The following is a 15,392-nucleotide window of genomic DNA, read 5'->3' as shown; positions in this document are numbered from 1 at the left end:
GTTTATATATTGATTGACGTACCCTTTTTAAAAAGTGTCACATTAAAAAAAGAAAATATCCCTAGCTTTTCCGCATATCCATACTGCTTACCGGCTATACGAACATTACAATCACTCCTTTTCCATCCGAATGTAACATTCATTATTGGAGAAAACGGAACGGGTAAATCAACATTACTCGAAGCGATTGCAGTTGCTTTAGGTTTTAATGCAGAAGGTGGAACGAAGAATTTCCGTTTTAGCACCAACGATTCACATTCATCTTTACATGAATATCTTCGAATTTCAAAAAGTTTCAATACACCAAACGACGGCTTCTTTCTTCGTGCTGAATCATTTTATAACGTCGCTTCTTATATCGATGAAATAGATGCTATAAAATCTTACGGTGGCGTTTCACTACACAAACAATCACACGGCGAATCATTCTTCTCATTATTTATGAACCGCTTTTCAGGACAAGGTTTATACATTTTAGATGAGCCTGAGGCAGCTTTATCACCGATGAGGCAACTTTCAATGCTCATTCGCATGCACGAGCTAGCTGAACAAGGTTCACAATTTGTTATCGCGACGCATTCTCCCATTTTAATGGCTTATCCTGAATCTACTATATACTCTTTAACTCAAGAAGGGATTCACGAATCGACATTAGAAGAAACAGAGCATTATCAAACGACGAAACTTTTCTTTGAAAATCGCGATCGATTATTTCATCACTTATTTGAGTCATAAAAAAGAGGCAGCAATCGCTGCCTCTTTTTTATAGTGCTTCTATAAATAAAGCTACTCCAATACCGCCTCCAACGCATAGAGAGGCAATACCTTTCTCTAACCCACGTCTTTTTAATTCGTGAATTAAACTTACCGTAATACGAGCACCTGTACAACCAATTGGATGTCCAAGTCCTACACCACTACCGTTTACATTCACTTTCTCACGGTCTAATCCTAACTCTTTCTCTACAGCTAGGTATTGTGCAGCGAAAGCTTCATTAATTTCAAGTAAATCTGCATCTTCTAATGACCAATCTACTTTTTCTAACCCTTTGCGAATTGCTGGTGCTGGTCCAATACCCATAATTTTCGGATCTACACCTGCCACTGAATATCCAACAATTCGAGCTAACGGTTGTAAACCTTTTTCTTTCGCCTTTTCTTCACTCATTAACACTAAAACGGCACTTCCGTCATTAAGACCAGATGAATTCCCTGCAGTTACTGATCCGTCTTTACGGAAAGCTGGTTTTAATCCTGCTAATTTTTCAGCTGTAATATCTGCACGTGGATGTTCATCCTTCGCAAATACAACTTCTTTTCTACGTTCTTTTATTGTAATAGGAACAATTTGATCGTCAAAGTATCCAGACTCCATCGCTTGCAACGCTAATGTATGGCTACGAAGCGCAACTTCATCTTGTTCCTCTCTTGTAATTTCATATTGTTCAACTAAATTTTCCGCTGTTTCACCCATCATAATATGGTGAATCGGATCTTCTAAAACTTCCCACACCGTATCACGAATTTCTCCGTGCTGTAGACGTTGTCCCCAGCGGTGTTGTTTTAATGCATAAGGGCTCGAGCTCATTGCCTCTACTCCACCTGCAACAACAATATCACTTACACCTAATTGAATTTGCATTGCAGCAGACATAATTGCTTGCATACCTGAAGAACATTGACGTTGAATTGTATAACCAGTAACTGTGTCAGGAAATCCTGCCGCTAATGCAGCTGTTCTTGCCGTATTTGCTTCATCAGTTCTTTGAATACAATGACCTAAAATTACTTCATCAACTTCATGTGGCTCTACTCCGCCTCTTTTTACAGCTTCCTGAAGTACAGGAACAGCTAATTCTACTGGTGTTATATTTTTTAGTGCTCCTCCAAAAGTTCCAATTGGTGAACGAACTGCAGCTGTAATGACAACATTATGCATTTTATACTTGCCCCTCTCTTATGTACCCTGGTAAGTTTTTAGGTGAAATTCCATAAGTTGTATGTCTACAATTATCATACTATAAACATACCAAAAAATCAAAATATTTAATATAATAAAAATAGAAGGAATTAACCTTCTATTCTGTCAATGCATATAAGAATTTTTGTAATATCTTCTCTGTCGTTTCATTCAATTTCGGTAACTTGTCTACTGGAAAATATTGAAGTTGTAACCCTTCATGATCGAGCTTTAATTCTCCGCTTACATGATGTGCCTGATACAGATGAATCACATTAAAAATTTCATCTCCATTTGGATAACGGAAATAAACTTCCTTTCCTGAAAGAACACCAAGAAATTGCATTATTTTTGCACTTAGCCCCGTCTCCTCGAATAATTCCCTACGAGCAGTTTCTTCTGTCGTTTCTCCCAGTTCCATTGCCCCGCCAGGCACACCCCAATCATATGTATCTGAACGATATTGAAGCAATACTTCTTGATTATCATTTAATATAATAATTGCTGATCCTACTAAAATAAGTGGTCTCGTACCAACTACTTTGCGTAACTCTTCAATATACCCCAATATGTAAACTCCCCTTTCCTCACCCTTCCTTATCATAACAAAATTCTCTTCCTTTTGTTGCTGTAATTTTCAATAAAAAAAGGAAGCTTCCGCTTCCTTTTTTTACCGTTATTTCTTAAAGCTTTCGTATTTTACAGCTTCAAAAGCTTCTTCAATTTCCTCATTGCTATAATGGACATATGTAAAACGCCCTAATTCTACTAATCTAGCTATTTCTTGTAACGCTTTATGCTGATCATATGTTTCTTCAATTGTAATATTTACATAAAACTTCATTAATGGATGTTCATATAAAGGTTCTCCCACCTCTACATATACATCTTCAACCCCTTGCACAACTCTTACATAGCTCGCAAATTGATACAGAGCTTCTCTGTCTGAAACGATTTTTAATGTATACATATATTCTCCCCCTTTTCTTTACTATATCAAAAAGATGACCATACTACGTTATAGAACTATGAAATTTTTTCGACTTGTAGTCTAGGCGTTTATCCATACATAGGACCTTTTCCCCACATATATTATAGAAAGAATTTTTTCCTTTGAGGTGTTCCTTATGGATTCATACGTTAATATATGTGTTTGCATTACTCCAGGCGCCGATATTTCTGACGACCGTATCGCAAAAGATTTAGCAGTTGCAGAATCAATTTGGCATCCCATTACATTTCAAATTAAAGAAGTAATTGTACTAAACGAGCTTTTCCGTTTTTCTAATCGGGAAATTAGTTATAAAAACTCCATTCAAAGTCAGGAAAAATTATCATCCTTTTTTCAAACTTGTGTTAACGAAGCTCCTGAATGTGACCTTTATATTTGTTATATTGGCAGTGATTATTTCAAAGAAACCGCAGTAATAGCTTGCGCTTACTCTCTAGCGAAACAACAACAACTTACTGGTTACATCGTTCTAACAAACTCAGCTGCTCCAATGAAAAATATATACACCCTCGCTCACGAAATTGGTCATATTTTATTTACAAGACGTGTTCATGGAAAACTTACTCATGCAGATCCTCATTCCCCAACTGGATCGGAGCACCACCCTTCTCCATCAAATCTTATGTACCCTATAGTTCCCCGCCCAGAAAACGTCCATATTCATTCCTTATTAACGAACGAACAAAAGGAGCTCTCTTTACAAAGCTCTTTATTACAAAGAAAAAAACAGTAACGATATTGTTACTGTTTAAAACAACATATTCCAATCAACAAACCAAATACCGGCTGCGAGAAATAAAGTGAAACTATAAGCAGTGGGGGTTTTGTTCATCCCCCACTGCTTATTAGCCTTCACCAATCGGGCGTTTACGGGCAGTTGATCTCCCACCTAACTTCTTTGCTCCATCCGAATTTTGAGATGGGAGTTTTACTGCCCGTTAATGCGGGGTAAAAATAGACAACTAAAAGTAAATGTAATCCCTCTAAAAATCCCAATATAATATTTCTTTGGAAATACTTTTTTGCATATCCAAAGCAGCCCTTTTCCTATTAAACCGAAAAACAAAACATAACCCGATGTGTCATCTAGTAAAGTATTAAAATATTCATCATGTATTTGTGAAAGCAATATAATTAAGTTAACCTTAGAAAACAATTACTCCATATACATATAAATAACTCTTTCTCTTTTTTATTCGTATACTTCTCTTTTTTCTAATTTCGTATGAATTTTTAAAAGCATATAAATAACAATGAAAAGAATTACTTGTTGTACATACATTCCAATAATGCTTGATAAGTCTATCGTTACAAATGCATATTCTAATACAATTGGAACTAGTAAATAAGACAAAGTAAACCAACCACCAAATTTAATATTTACAATAGCTGCAAAAAGAACTACTATGCCAACAAGAGTGAAACTTTCTGTAGCAGTAAATTTAATAAATGTTGTACCATAAAAATTATTTAATAATGCAATACTAAAAATTGATAAAAACCATATTGCACCGGTTATATACATAATTAAAAACTCAGTTCTTTTACGCTTAAAGGCTGCTGTTCTCATCCCCAATATTAATACACTAACCCCTACAAAAGTCATAATTGGATATCCAATTAATTCAACTAAAGAATACGACAAACGATGATCAGCTTCACTAAAGAATACACTCTTCATCATCGTGAATGCTAATAAGTTTACAATAAAGTAAAGCAATAATTTATAATTACCTTTCTTATCTATCTCCATCTCTTTTGCAAGTTGATTAGCATATTCCTTTGGAGCATGACCAAATATATCACTTACACTCTTCCCTCTTTTTTCTCCTTCTACTAAATGAACTTCCGCATCTTCTATAAAAGAAATAATATCTGCTTCTCTAATGCCCTTTATTCGTAAATACCCTTGAGTTTCATCTATAAATTTTTGTGCTTCATTCGATAACACCTTTATCCCTCCCTTATTTAACCGTTTCTCTTCTATTCGCCTTCATCATAATTTCAAGGAAAATTAAAATAAATAAACTTCCATACAAGCATACAATTTGAAATAACATTGGCATAAGATCTTCCGATGTAAATGTTTTAAAAACTAACATAATAGAAAGCGGAATAATTAAATATAAGTTTTTAAACCATCCTTCAAAATATATATTTATAGCTACCGTGAGGATAAAGATCCCTCCAGCTAATATATAACTTTGGACTAGAGTCAACGTAAACATCGTTGTAGGATATATCACATCTAATATCGTAACTGCTCCTAATAAAAACATTGGCGCGATCATGACTAAAAACCACATGGAAAACCACGTTTTTGTAAGACTTGTTACAAATGTCATTTTACGAAGCAGAAAATTAGGACCCATAACAGCTAAAATCAATGTAAAACTATAGCCAATACACTGAATAAGCGAAATCTGTAAAATCCCATTATTAACTATTAAAATAGAAGCAATAATCCAAAACGAAACGATATTCATTACCGTAAACCCAATTTGCTTCCACGTTTCCTGTCTATCCCTTTCCATCACTTTTACAAGTTCATTCGCGTATTCTTTCGGTGAACTTCCGAAAATATCTTCTACACTTTTCCCTTCACCCTGACCTTCTATTAAATGCAACTCTGCATCTTCTAAAAAGCTTTCAATATCGCTTTCTTTCACACTCTTTGCAGTTAAAAATAATCTCATATCCAATAAAAAATTTCGCGCTTCATTTGATAGCATTATTTTTTTCTCCCCTTCCCTTCAAGTAGACGCTCTACACTACTTTGCATCGCTTCCCAGCGATCCATAAATTCATCCAGTGCTTCCTCGCCTTTTTCTGTTAATGTATAATATTTTCGCTTTGGACCAGATGGAGATTCCTTCATCACACTTGTTATTAATCCTTCCTTTTGCATTCGTATTAATAACGGATAAATACTTCCCTCACTCGCCATTGTGAAACCATATTTCGCTAGTTTTTCACTCATTTCATAACCATATATTTCACCTTCAGAAATAATAGCAAGTAAGCAACCTTCTAAAATCCCTTTTAGCATTTGACTTGTCGACATATTTCAAATCCTCCCACTATCTTGTTTTACAAGATAGATAAGCGTAAGTATCTTGCTTTACAAAATAGTATAGCAGAGACTATTTTGTAAAACAAGATAGCTAAATATATTTTTCCAAATGTTTGCAGGGATTTCATTATCACCTCTCTAAATAGAGCAATAAGAGAACTTTTATTATGAAGGAGTGTTTTTCATCATGGTTACAAATCGAGTTGTCTTTTTAACAGGTGCTGCGAGCGGTATTGGTTATGAAATGGGAAGTGCTTTCGCAAAAGAAGGTGCTAAAGTTGTCATTAGTGATCGTCTTGAAGATCGTGCAAAAGAAGCTGCTGAACAATTGCAAAAAGAAGGCTATCAAGCTATCGGTTTAAAATGTGACGTTACAGCTGAAGAAGAAATTGCAGCAGCAATTTCTCAAACAGTTACTCACTTCGGTTCATTAGACGTATTAATTAACAACGCAGGAATGCAACACGTCTCACCAATTGAAGATTTTCCAACGGATAAGTTCGAACTTCTTATTAAAATTATGCAAATTGCTCCATTTATTGCAACCAAGCTTGCCTTTCCTATTATGAAGAAACAACAGTATGGACGAATTATTAATATCGCTTCTATTAACGGCCTTGTCGGATTTGCTGGAAAAGCTGCTTATAATAGTGCGAAACATGGCGTAATCGGATTAACAAAAGTGGCTGCTTTAGAGGGAGCAACTCATGGAATTACTGTAAACGCTCTTTGTCCCGGATATGTTGATACTCCCCTTGTACGAAATCAACTACAAGATTTAGCAACTACACGAAATGTACCACTTGAAAATGTTTTAGAAGATGTTATTTATCCTCTTGTACCGCAGAAGCGCTTGTTGCAAGTACAAGAAATTGCAGATTATGCTATGTTTTTAGCAAGTGAAAAGGCAAAAGGCATAACTGGTCAAGCAGTTGTTATCGATGGTGGATATACTGCTCAATAAAAAATAAAGTTTGCTCACGAAGAGCAAACTTTATTTTACTTTCTATCGCGAGGATCTTCCTACTTTAGTAATTGTTTAGGGAGTTTCTCAATTGCAACAATCACTCCGTCTAATTTACTTTCAATGCGATGTAGTAAATATAGCGTTACAACAATTGGAAACCCCACATTACCTATCATCCTGATCCACTCATCCATCTTTCTCTCCTCCCTTCATTACATAAATAAGAGGAAAGGAAGACTTAAGGCATAAAAAACAAGCTATTTTTTATTATCTTGTTTTTTTAACTACTCAGCCATACATTTCATTTTTCAGCATATAGATTGCTGCCATGAAGATACAAATGTTCCTACACCTTGCTACCTTTCTTTGTTTTAAAACGTTGCGCGTGGTAGGAACAGGCCCTGAACGCTCCTATACATAGCCAGTCCCTCTCGACCATTTAAAAAATGTTTTTCTACCGGTTTTTTTATATAGCGACTGAGCAGTTAGCTTGTTTTTTCAAATAATGATGTAATTTCTTGCTTATAATCTCCACGTAAAATACCTTTCTCAGTGATAATTCCTGTAATTAATTCATGCGGTGTTACGTCAAATGCAGGGTTAAATACAGGCGTTCCAAGTGGCGCCACTTGTTTCCCAAAAATTTTCGTAACTTCTGTTTCATCTCTTTCTTCAATGACAATTTCAGCACCTGTTTGTTTCGTAGTATCAAATGTAGATAACGGTGCTGCAACATAAAATGGGATACCGAAATACTTTGCTAATATAGCTAAATTTAATGTTCCTATTTTATTAGCAGTATCACCGTTTTCAACGATTCGATCTGCTCCTACAATAATCGCATTAATTTCTTTCGTTCGAATTGCATGTGCTGCAGTATTATCCGTAATAAGCGTTACATCAATGTCTGCTTGCTTCAATTCCCATGTCGTTAAACGACCACCTTGTAAAACCGGTCTCGTTTCACACGCATACGCATGTAAACGTACACCCTTCTCTTTCCCAATATAAAATGGGGCTAATGCTGTTCCATATCTAGCAGTTGCAATACTTCCAGCGTTACAAATTGTTAAAATTTTATCACCGTCTTTAAAACATGTTAAAGCATGTTCTCCAATACTTCGGCACACCACTTCATCCTCTTGCTGAATACGAAGTGCTTCCTCTTCTAATATTTTTTGTGCTTCTTTTATTGTAGAAATCCCTCGTATTGCTTCTCTCATGCGATCAATTGCCCAAAATAAATTGACTGCCGTCGGACGTGATGTCCCTAAATAGTTACAATCTCTATTAAACTTCTTTTGAAATTCATCGATATTTGTAGCATCGTATTTCTTTGCCGCAAGCGCCAAACCAAACGCAGCTACAATTCCAATTGCAGGTGCTCCGCGTACTTCTAACATAATGATACTTTTCCATACATCTTCAACATTCGTTAATGTTTTGTATTCAGTGACATGCGGCAACTTTGTTTGGTTTAATACCGCAATGGCATCTCCTTTCCAACTTACAGATCTCGGAATAGTAATGATTGTACTCATGCCTTTACGCCTCCTGAAATTGTATGTTGAAATAATGTTCGGAACAGTTGTATATCTGCGCTCTTTGATTCATATTTTAATAGTTCTTTTCCTAAATAAAGTGCTTGTTTTTTAGCTTGAATTCTTCTTTCTTTATCTGATATTTCATCTAAATCTGCCACGTGTGCTAGACCAATTGTTCTACGAATAAGTTCACATCCAGCAAATCCAACAATATCACTAAAAATATTTTGCAAAATAATTGGTAACCATTGTTTCTCTTTCGTATATACTTCTACACCTTCTCCAATCCATAGCTTTGTAAAAGTTTCTACAAAATAACTCCATGTTTTCTCGATATGGAAAAATAGCACACTTCTTTTTTCCTCTTCACGCGATAACGCATTTAATAATAAATTTGCAATAAATTGGCCAAGATCAAATCCAAATGGACCGTACGTTGCAAATTCCGGATCAATTACTTTCGTTTCAGAAGGCGATGAAAATATACTACCAGTATGTAAATCCCCATGAATGAGCGCTTCTTTTCTCGTTAAAAACTTATACTTATACTGTGCTACTTTTAATTTTAAATTTTTGTCACTCCACAGTTCATCAACCGCTAGTTGTAACTCTGGCTCATAATCATTCGTATCATAATGACCAAACGGATCTGTAAACACTAAATCTTCTGTGATTTTACTAAGATCCGGATTAACAAATTCACTATCTAACACTCTTTTCTCTTCTGAACGTACGCCGAAATCTGAAGTATAAAATAAAACATGTGCTAGAAAGCGACCAATATGCTGGGATAAAAGAGGATACTCTTCTCCGTCTATTAATCCTTTTCTTGTAATCGTTAGCCTTGATAAATCTTCTATTACTGTCACTGCCAACTCCTCATCATGACTGTATACTTTTGGAACGTATTCCGGTACATACTTCGCGAAAATTTGTAGTGCTTTACTTTCAATCGTTGCTCTTTTTATTGACAATGGCCAGCTCTCACCAACTACTTTCGCATATGGAAGTGCTTGTTTTATTATAATTGTCTTCTCTCCATCATCTAATTTAAATACATAATTTAAATTGCCATCTCCAATTTCATGGCAAACTACATTTGCTTTCTTTTCAAAATAGCCATGTTCTTTTGCGTAGTGTACAGCTGTTACTTCTGTTAATGAATAATATCCCATCGTCTTCTCCCCCTTTTAATTCAGAGGTTTTTCTAGCACAGAAAAACCTCTTCCCACAAAGAAAGAGGTTTGAAGTTTATCTTCTCCCCTCTTATCTGCCAGAAAGTTTACTTTCTGCTGGAATTAGCACCGTGCCTTTTGACGTCATAAACGCCCCATTTCACAATGGTATTGCGGTCGGTTGCTGGGCTTCATCGGGCCAAATCCCTCCACCTGCTCTTGATAAGAGTTGTATAATTTTTTTGAATTTTTAACTTTATGATGAAGACTATACCAAGAATAAAAATCACTTGTCAACATTTTATTTGTATAATTCTGGACGGCGATCTGCAAAAACTGGGATTCCTTTGCGAACCTCTTTAATTTTCTCGAATTTCAGCTCTCCAAATAAAATAGATTCCTCTTCATTTGCCTCTACTACAACTTCACCCCAAGGATCGACAATTAAAGAATGACCTGCAAACTCATTGTTCGGATCCTTTCCTGCTCTATTACATGCTACAACATAACACTGGTTTTCAACTGCTCTCGCCTGTAAAAGCAAACGCCAATGTGCTAAACGAACTAATGGCCATTCTGCTACAACAAATAAAACTTTTGCCCCTTTAGCAGTATGAACACGCATCCACTCCGGAAAACGAATATCATAACAAATTATGCCAGCGCACTCTACATCATCTAGCTTAAATTCACCTGTCTCATTGCCAGCTACTAAATATTTATGTTCATCCATAAGCTGAAATAAATGTACTTTACTATATTCATTGACTAGCTTCCCTTCATTGTTTACAACATACATTGTATTTGTAACACCTTGCTCTGTTTGCTTTGCTATGGAACCACCAACAATATGTACACCATATTGTTTCGACCATTCTTTCAACTTTTCTTTCGTTTCCAATCCATCCCTATCTGCAATTTCAGAAAGTCTTGTTAAATCATATCCTGTTGTCCATAATTCTGGTAAGACGATAACATCTGGTCTTTCCTTCATCGCTTCGCTTATTTTATTTTTAGCATTCTCAATATTTTTTTCTACATCTCCAAAGATAATATCCATTTGAATACATGCCACTTTCATTTTGTCCGCTCCATTCTTAATTTTTTCTTTACAAAATACTGGAAAGATTATATCATTTGTCACTAGAATTGTAACAACTTTCAAAAGAGGTGGAAAGTATGAAAAATTTTCAACCTTCCAAAGTAGTAACATCATTGCCGACACAATTTTTCGCTTCACTTGTTGCAAAAGTTAACAAAGTCGTTGCAGCTGGTCACGATGTTATTAATCTAGGTCAAGGTAATCCAGATCAACCAACACCGCAGCATATCGTAAAAGCTTTACAAGATGCGGCTGAAAAGAGCATTCATCATAAATATCCGCCATTTCGCGGACATGAAAGCTTAAAAGAAGCCGTGGCAACATTCTATCAACGCGAATATGATGTAGTAGTAAATCCAAAAACTGAAGTTGCTATTTTGTTTGGCGGAAAGGCTGGATTAGTAGAATTACCAATTTGTTTTACAAACCCTGGTGATACCATTCTCGTTCCAGATCCAGGCTATCCAGATTATTTATCTGGAGTTGCTTTAGCAAAAGCGCACTTTGAAACAATGCCGCTTATTGCAGAAAATAATTTTTTACCGGATTATACAAAAATTGATGACTCTATTGCCAAGCAAGCAAAGTTAATGTTTTTAAACTATCCAAATAACCCTACCGGTGCTACAGCATCAAAAGATTTCTTTGATGAAACCATTCATTTTGCTAATAAACATAGTATATTAGTTGTTCATGATTTTGCTTACGGTGCTATCGGATTTGATGGTCAAAAGCCTGTTAGTTTCTTGCAGGCAGACGGTGCCAAAGATACAGGAATTGAAATTTACACTTTATCGAAAACTTTCAATATGGCTGGATGGCGTATTGCTTTTGCAGTGGGGAATGAAAGTGTCATCGAAACAATTAACCTATTGCAAGATCATATGTATGTTAGTATTTTTGGTGCAGTTCAAGATGCTGCCCGCGAAGCACTATTAGGCTCGCAGTCTTGTGTGGTAGAACTTGTTAATAGTTATGAATCTCGAAGAAATGCTCTTATTAAAGCTTGTCACTCGATTGGTTGGAATGTAAATATTCCAACCGGATCATTCTTTGCATGGCTTCCTGTACCAGAAGGCTATACATCTGAGCAATTTTCTGATATTTTGCTAGAAAAAGCACATGTCGCTGTTGCCCCTGGTATTGGATTTGGTGAGCACGGCGAAGGATATGTTCGTGTTGGTCTCTTACATACAGAAGATCGATTACGAGAAGCAATTAATCGAATTGATAAATTAAATTTTTTCAAAAAGTCATTGACAACATAAAAAAAATCTGACAAAATTCAGTTATCTTAAAAATTTAAACATTTCTAAATACTTCTTATCAAGAGCAGGTGGAGGGACGAGCCCGACGAAACCCGGCAACCGATCTACAATTGTAGACACGGTGCTAATTCTCGCAGCGTTACGCTGACAGATAAGGAGCTGGTTGTAAAAAAACCTCTCCTTAGCTGAGAGGTTTTTTTATTTAACTAGGAGGTTATAACAATGAGCGGAATTATAGCGACATATTTAATCCACGATGATTCTCACAACTTAGAAAAGAAAGCAGAACAAATTGCAATTGGTTTAACAATTGGTTCATGGACTCATTTACCACACTTATTACAAGAACAATTAAAACAACATAAAGGCAATGTCATTCATATTGAAGAGTTAGACGAACAAGAACATATTAACTCCTATCTTGGCAAAAAAGTATTACGTGGAATCATTAAAATTCATTATCCATCGCTGAACTTCAGCCCAGACTTACCAGCCATTTTGACAACAACATTTGGAAAACTTTCGTTAGATGGGGAAATTAAACTAATTGATTTAACATTCTCAGACGAATTAAAGAAACAGTTCCCTGGACCGAAATTTGGAATTGAAGGCATCCGAAACCTTTTACAAGTTCAAGATCGCCCTCTTCTAATGAGTATTTTCAAAGGGATGATAGGACGGAATATTGGATATTTAAAAACTCAACTACGCGATCAGGCAATTGGAGGCGTAGATATTGTAAAAGATGATGAAATTTTATTCGAAAACTCATTAACACCACTTACAAAAAGAATTGAATCTGGGAAAGAAGTTTTACAATCTGTATACGAAACTTACGGACATAAAACTTTATACGCAGTAAATTTAACAGGGCGAACTTATGATTTAAAAGAGAACGCGAAACGTGCGGTGTTAGCTGGAGCAGACATTCTTTTATTTAATGTATTTTCTTATGGATTAGATGTACTGCAATCACTTGTAGAAGACGATGAAATTCCAATTCCTATTATGGCACACCCTGCTGTAAGTGGCGCATATTCGTCATCGAAACTATACGGGTTCTCTTCGCCATTACTACTTGGAAAATTACTACGTTACGCTGGTGCTGATTTCTCTTTATTCCCATCACCATACGGCAACGTTGCATTAGAAAAAGAGGAAGCCCTTCTCATTACAAAAGCATTAACTGAGGAAGACCACTATTTCAAGAAAAGTTTTTCTGTTCCATCTGCTGGAATTCATCCTGGTTTCGTTCCCTTTATTCTACGAGATTTTGGTAAGGATGTTGTTATTAACGCCGGCGGCGGGATTCATGGGCATCCAAATGGAGCTCAAGGCGGTGGCAAAGCTTTCCGTGCTGCAATTGAAGCTACTTTACAAGGTAAACCACTCCATGAAGTGGATGAAATAAATTTGCATAGCGCACTACAAATATGGGGAAATCCTTCTCATGAGGTGAAATTATGAGTATTCAAGTATTTTGTGATTTCGATGGTACGATTACAAATAACGATAATATCATGTCCATTATGGAAAAATTCGCACCACCAGAAGCAGAGGAAATAAAGCAAAAAATTTTATCGCAAGAACTTTCTATTCAAGAAGGTGTTTCTCAATTATTTCGATTAATACCTATTAATCTACACGATGATATTATTCAGTTTTTACAAGAAACTGCTGAAATCCGTACAGGTTTTCATGAATTCATACAATTTATTAATGAAAATAACATTTCCTTTTACGTTATATCAGGTGGAATGGATTTCTTCGTCTATCCACTCTTACAAGAAATAATCCCTAAAGAACAAATTTATTGTAATGCAACTGACTTTTCAGGAGAATTTGTTGAAGTTAAATGGCCGCACCCTTGTGACGAGCAATGTCAGCATAGTTGCGGTCTCTGTAAATCATCATTAATTCGGAAACTAAGCTCTAAAGATGATTTTCATATTGTGATAGGAGATTCCATTACTGATTTACAAGCAGCAAAACAAGCAGATAAAGTATTTGCCCGTGACTTCCTTATTACAAAATGTGAAGAAAATCATATTGCTTATACATCCTTTAATACATTTCACGATATTCAAGTCGAATTACAACATTTGTTGGAGGTGAAATCATGAAACAACTTTTTCGTCAATGGTATGACTTAAGTGAAATAAAAAAAGAATTAACAACTCGGAATTGGTTTCCAGCAACGAGTGGAAATATTTCTATAAAAGTCAGTCATGATCCCCTTACTTTTCTTATTACAGCAAGTGGAAAAGATAAAACAAAAACCACTCCAGATGATTTTCTATTAGTAAATCATCAAGGAGTTCCCGTTTTAGAAACTGAATTACGCCCTTCAGCAGAAACAATATTGCATACACATATTTATAACAGTACGAATGCTGGGTGCGTACTTCATGTTCATACAACTGATAATAATGTCATCACAAATTTGTATAGCGATAAAGTCACCCTTCAAAATCAAGAGATTATTAAAGCTCTTGATATTTGGGAAGAAGGTGCAACGATTAACATTCCTATTATCGAAAATGATGCTCATATCCCAACGCTTGGAGAGAAATTTCGAAAGCATATACAAGGAGATTCAGGAGCAGTATTAATTCGAAACCATGGCATTACCGTATGGGGCCGTGATAGCTTTGATGCAAAAAAAAGATTAGAAGCTTATGAGTTTTTATTCCAATTTCATATAAAATTATTATCAATTCAAGGAGGCGTTTCTAATGGCGCAAATTCGTATTCATGAGGAAAATACTCGTATTGAGAATGAAGTAGAAGTATCAACCTTTCTACAAGGAGAAGATGTTTTATATGAGAAATGGAATATTTCTAAACTTCCTACTCATTTAAAAGAAAATTACTCCTTAACAGATGAAAATAAAGCTGAAATATTAACGTTGTTTTCAAAAGAAATTGCGGATGTTTCAGAGCGCAGAGGTTATAAAGCATATGATGTGATTTCACTTTCAAATAGCACACCTAACCTTGACGAGTTATTAATTAATTTTCAAAAAGAACACCATCATACTGACGATGAAGTTCGCTTTATTGTCAGCGGTCATGGCATCTTCGCTATTGAAGGAAAAGATGGTCGATTCTTTGACGTTGAACTTGAGCCTGGTGATCTTATATCTGTACCTGAAAATGCAAGACACTATTTTACCTTACAAGATGATCGCCAAGTTGTAGCTATTCGTATTTTTGTTACAACAGAAGGTTGGGTTCCAATTTATTAAGGTAGCTAGTTGAATAAAAGAACTTGGAACCCCTTTTCCAACC

Annotated in this window: 19 protein-coding genes and 2 riboswitches; of the genes, 8 read left to right on the top strand and 11 right to left on the bottom strand. The window is 35.6% G+C overall.

Annotated features, from left to right (window positions below):
- Positions 1–9 precede the first annotated feature (9 nt).
- A complete protein-coding gene (locus ACE38F_RS08850) occupies positions 10–735 on the top strand; it encodes an AAA family ATPase (protein WP_088079302.1) in 726 nt (241 codons plus the stop codon).
- A 28-nt stretch (positions 736–763) separates the two neighbouring features.
- On the opposite strand, the gene ACE38F_RS08845 is transcribed toward ACE38F_RS08850, so the two are convergent.
- The 3 genes from ACE38F_RS08845 to ACE38F_RS08835 all read right to left on the bottom strand — a co-directional run bounded on the left by ACE38F_RS08845 (position 764) and on the right by ACE38F_RS08835 (position 2,930).
- Positions 764–1,939, bottom strand: coding sequence for an acetyl-CoA C-acetyltransferase (locus ACE38F_RS08845; RefSeq protein WP_002128911.1), 1,176 nt, complete (start codon positions 1,937–1,939; stop codon positions 764–766).
- Positions 1,940–2,078: 139 nt separating this feature from the next.
- The gene (locus tag ACE38F_RS08840; RefSeq protein ID WP_002145954.1) at positions 2,079–2,528 is read right to left on the bottom strand and encodes an NUDIX hydrolase; all 450 of its coding nucleotides are present in this window, start codon (positions 2,526–2,528) and stop codon (positions 2,079–2,081) included.
- Positions 2,529–2,636: 108 nt separating this feature from the next.
- The gene (locus tag ACE38F_RS08835; RefSeq protein WP_375369461.1) at positions 2,637–2,930 is read right to left on the bottom strand and encodes a DUF3928 family protein; all 294 of its coding nucleotides are present in this window, start codon (positions 2,928–2,930) and stop codon (positions 2,637–2,639) included.
- Between the two features lie 157 nt (positions 2,931–3,087).
- Here ACE38F_RS08835 and ACE38F_RS08830 point away from each other — a divergent pair, with 157 nt between their 5' ends.
- Complete coding sequence (locus ACE38F_RS08830; RefSeq protein WP_215554046.1) at positions 3,088–3,705, top strand: ImmA/IrrE family metallo-endopeptidase; 618 nt, start codon at positions 3,088–3,090, stop codon at positions 3,703–3,705.
- A 195-nt stretch (positions 3,706–3,900) separates the two neighbouring features.
- Here ACE38F_RS08830 and ACE38F_RS08825 read toward each other — a convergent pair whose 3' ends face one another.
- From ACE38F_RS08825 to ACE38F_RS08810, 4 genes are read right to left on the bottom strand one after another with little or no spacing between them, the layout of a single operon-like run.
- Entirely contained in the window at positions 3,901–4,128 is a 228-nt protein-coding gene (locus tag ACE38F_RS08825) for a DNA-binding protein (RefSeq protein ID WP_375369462.1), read from the bottom strand.
- Between the two features lie 36 nt (positions 4,129–4,164).
- Positions 4,165–4,923: a DUF1129 domain-containing protein gene (locus ACE38F_RS08820; protein WP_215554048.1), complete on the bottom strand. Its 759-nt coding sequence runs from the start codon at positions 4,921–4,923 to the stop codon at positions 4,165–4,167.
- A gap of 13 nt (positions 4,924–4,936) precedes the next feature.
- Complete coding sequence (locus ACE38F_RS08815) at positions 4,937–5,704, bottom strand: DUF1129 domain-containing protein (RefSeq protein WP_375369463.1); 768 nt, start codon at positions 5,702–5,704, stop codon at positions 4,937–4,939.
- On the bottom strand, positions 5,704–6,036 hold the full coding sequence (locus tag ACE38F_RS08810) for a PadR family transcriptional regulator (RefSeq protein WP_002111568.1): 333 nt from the start codon (positions 6,034–6,036) through the stop codon (positions 5,704–5,706). Before ACE38F_RS08810 ends, ACE38F_RS08815 begins: the two co-directional genes overlap by 1 nt.
- A gap of 196 nt (positions 6,037–6,232) precedes the next feature.
- Between ACE38F_RS08810 and ACE38F_RS08805 the strand changes: the two genes are divergently transcribed.
- Positions 6,233–7,009 (top strand): 3-hydroxybutyrate dehydrogenase, encoded by a 777-nt coding sequence (locus ACE38F_RS08805; RefSeq protein ID WP_002160640.1) that lies wholly within the window; start codon positions 6,233–6,235, stop codon positions 7,007–7,009.
- A 59-nt stretch (positions 7,010–7,068) separates the two neighbouring features.
- Here ACE38F_RS08805 and ACE38F_RS08800 read toward each other — a convergent pair whose 3' ends face one another.
- The 4 genes from ACE38F_RS08800 to ACE38F_RS08785 all read right to left on the bottom strand — a co-directional run bounded on the left by ACE38F_RS08800 (position 7,069) and on the right by ACE38F_RS08785 (position 10,896).
- Complete coding sequence (locus ACE38F_RS08800) at positions 7,069–7,206, bottom strand: YvrJ family protein (protein ID WP_215554051.1); 138 nt, start codon at positions 7,204–7,206, stop codon at positions 7,069–7,071.
- 291 nt (positions 7,207–7,497) lie between these two features.
- Positions 7,498–8,553, bottom strand: coding sequence for an S-methyl-5-thioribose-1-phosphate isomerase (gene mtnA, locus ACE38F_RS08795; protein WP_341305953.1), 1,056 nt, complete (start codon positions 8,551–8,553; stop codon positions 7,498–7,500).
- A complete protein-coding gene (mtnK, locus tag ACE38F_RS08790) occupies positions 8,550–9,731 on the bottom strand; it encodes an S-methyl-5-thioribose kinase (protein ID WP_375369464.1) in 1,182 nt (393 codons plus the stop codon). Before mtnK ends, mtnA begins: the two co-directional genes overlap by 4 nt.
- A gap of 88 nt (positions 9,732–9,819) precedes the next feature.
- A riboswitch (SAM riboswitch) is annotated at positions 9,820–9,960 on the bottom strand.
- 72 nt (positions 9,961–10,032) lie between these two features.
- Positions 10,033–10,896, bottom strand: a complete 864-nt coding sequence (locus ACE38F_RS08785) for a carbon-nitrogen family hydrolase (RefSeq protein WP_375369630.1) — start codon at positions 10,894–10,896, stop codon at positions 10,033–10,035.
- A gap of 14 nt (positions 10,897–10,910) precedes the next feature.
- On the opposite strand from ACE38F_RS08785, the gene ACE38F_RS08780 reads away from it, so the two are divergent.
- From ACE38F_RS08780 to ACE38F_RS08760, 5 genes are all read left to right on the top strand, one after another.
- Positions 10,911–12,101: a pyridoxal phosphate-dependent aminotransferase gene (locus ACE38F_RS08780; RefSeq protein ID WP_375369465.1), complete on the top strand. Its 1,191-nt coding sequence runs from the start codon at positions 10,911–10,913 to the stop codon at positions 12,099–12,101.
- Between the two features lie 52 nt (positions 12,102–12,153).
- A riboswitch (SAM riboswitch) is annotated at positions 12,154–12,259 on the top strand.
- Between the two features lie 64 nt (positions 12,260–12,323).
- Entirely contained in the window at positions 12,324–13,568 is a 1,245-nt protein-coding gene (gene mtnW / locus ACE38F_RS08775) for a 2,3-diketo-5-methylthiopentyl-1-phosphate enolase (protein ID WP_341305950.1), read from the top strand.
- A complete protein-coding gene (locus ACE38F_RS08770) occupies positions 13,565–14,224 on the top strand; it encodes a 2-hydroxy-3-keto-5-methylthiopentenyl-1-phosphate phosphatase (protein ID WP_002111579.1) in 660 nt (219 codons plus the stop codon). Before mtnW ends, ACE38F_RS08770 begins: the two co-directional genes overlap by 4 nt.
- On the top strand, positions 14,221–14,859 hold the full coding sequence (locus ACE38F_RS08765; protein ID WP_002111581.1) for a methylthioribulose 1-phosphate dehydratase: 639 nt from the start codon (positions 14,221–14,223) through the stop codon (positions 14,857–14,859). Before ACE38F_RS08770 ends, ACE38F_RS08765 begins: the two co-directional genes overlap by 4 nt.
- On the top strand, positions 14,837–15,349 hold the full coding sequence (locus ACE38F_RS08760; RefSeq protein ID WP_375369466.1) for a 1,2-dihydroxy-3-keto-5-methylthiopentene dioxygenase: 513 nt from the start codon (positions 14,837–14,839) through the stop codon (positions 15,347–15,349). The genes ACE38F_RS08765 and ACE38F_RS08760 overlap by 23 nt, the downstream gene beginning before the upstream one ends.
- The last annotated feature ends 43 nt before the right edge of the window (positions 15,350–15,392 follow it).

The organism is Bacillus altaicus, assembly GCF_042136375.2.
In the GTDB taxonomy this organism is placed as follows: Bacteria; Bacillota; Bacilli; order Bacillales; family Bacillaceae_G; genus Bacillus_A; species Bacillus_A cereus_U.
Note: the sequence above shows the minus strand (reverse complement) of the source record. Positions and strands in the feature narration are given on the sequence as shown.

Excerpts from the sequence above, each read along its gene's own strand:
- mtnA (WP_341305953.1), bottom strand. The coding sequence starts at position 8,553 with ATGAGTACAATCATTACTATTCCGAGATCTGTAAGTTGGAAAGGAGAT.
- mtnK (WP_375369464.1), bottom strand. The coding sequence starts at position 9,731 with ATGGGATATTATTCATTAACAGAAGTAACAGCTGTACACTACGCAAAA.
- ACE38F_RS08830 (WP_215554046.1), top strand. The coding sequence starts at position 3,088 with ATGGATTCATACGTTAATATATGTGTTTGCATTACTCCAGGCGCCGAT.
- mtnW (WP_341305950.1), top strand. The coding sequence starts at position 12,324 with ATGAGCGGAATTATAGCGACATATTTAATCCACGATGATTCTCACAAC.
- ACE38F_RS08835 (WP_375369461.1), bottom strand. The coding sequence starts at position 2,930 with ATGTATACATTAAAAATCGTTTCAGACAGAGAAGCTCTGTATCAATTT.
- ACE38F_RS08800 (WP_215554051.1), bottom strand. The coding sequence starts at position 7,206 with ATGGATGAGTGGATCAGGATGATAGGTAATGTGGGGTTTCCAATTGTT.
- ACE38F_RS08815 (WP_375369463.1), bottom strand. The coding sequence starts at position 5,704 with ATGCTATCAAATGAAGCGCGAAATTTTTTATTGGATATGAGATTATTT.
- ACE38F_RS08780 (WP_375369465.1), top strand. The coding sequence starts at position 10,911 with ATGAAAAATTTTCAACCTTCCAAAGTAGTAACATCATTGCCGACACAA.
- ACE38F_RS08765 (WP_002111581.1), top strand. The coding sequence starts at position 14,221 with ATGAAACAACTTTTTCGTCAATGGTATGACTTAAGTGAAATAAAAAAA.
- ACE38F_RS08810 (WP_002111568.1), bottom strand. The coding sequence starts at position 6,036 with ATGTCGACAAGTCAAATGCTAAAAGGGATTTTAGAAGGTTGCTTACTT.
- ACE38F_RS08760 (WP_375369466.1), top strand. The coding sequence starts at position 14,837 with ATGGCGCAAATTCGTATTCATGAGGAAAATACTCGTATTGAGAATGAA.
- ACE38F_RS08845 (WP_002128911.1), bottom strand. The coding sequence starts at position 1,939 with ATGCATAATGTTGTCATTACAGCTGCAGTTCGTTCACCAATTGGAACT.
- ACE38F_RS08770 (WP_002111579.1), top strand. The coding sequence starts at position 13,565 with ATGAGTATTCAAGTATTTTGTGATTTCGATGGTACGATTACAAATAAC.
- ACE38F_RS08805 (WP_002160640.1), top strand. The coding sequence starts at position 6,233 with ATGGTTACAAATCGAGTTGTCTTTTTAACAGGTGCTGCGAGCGGTATT.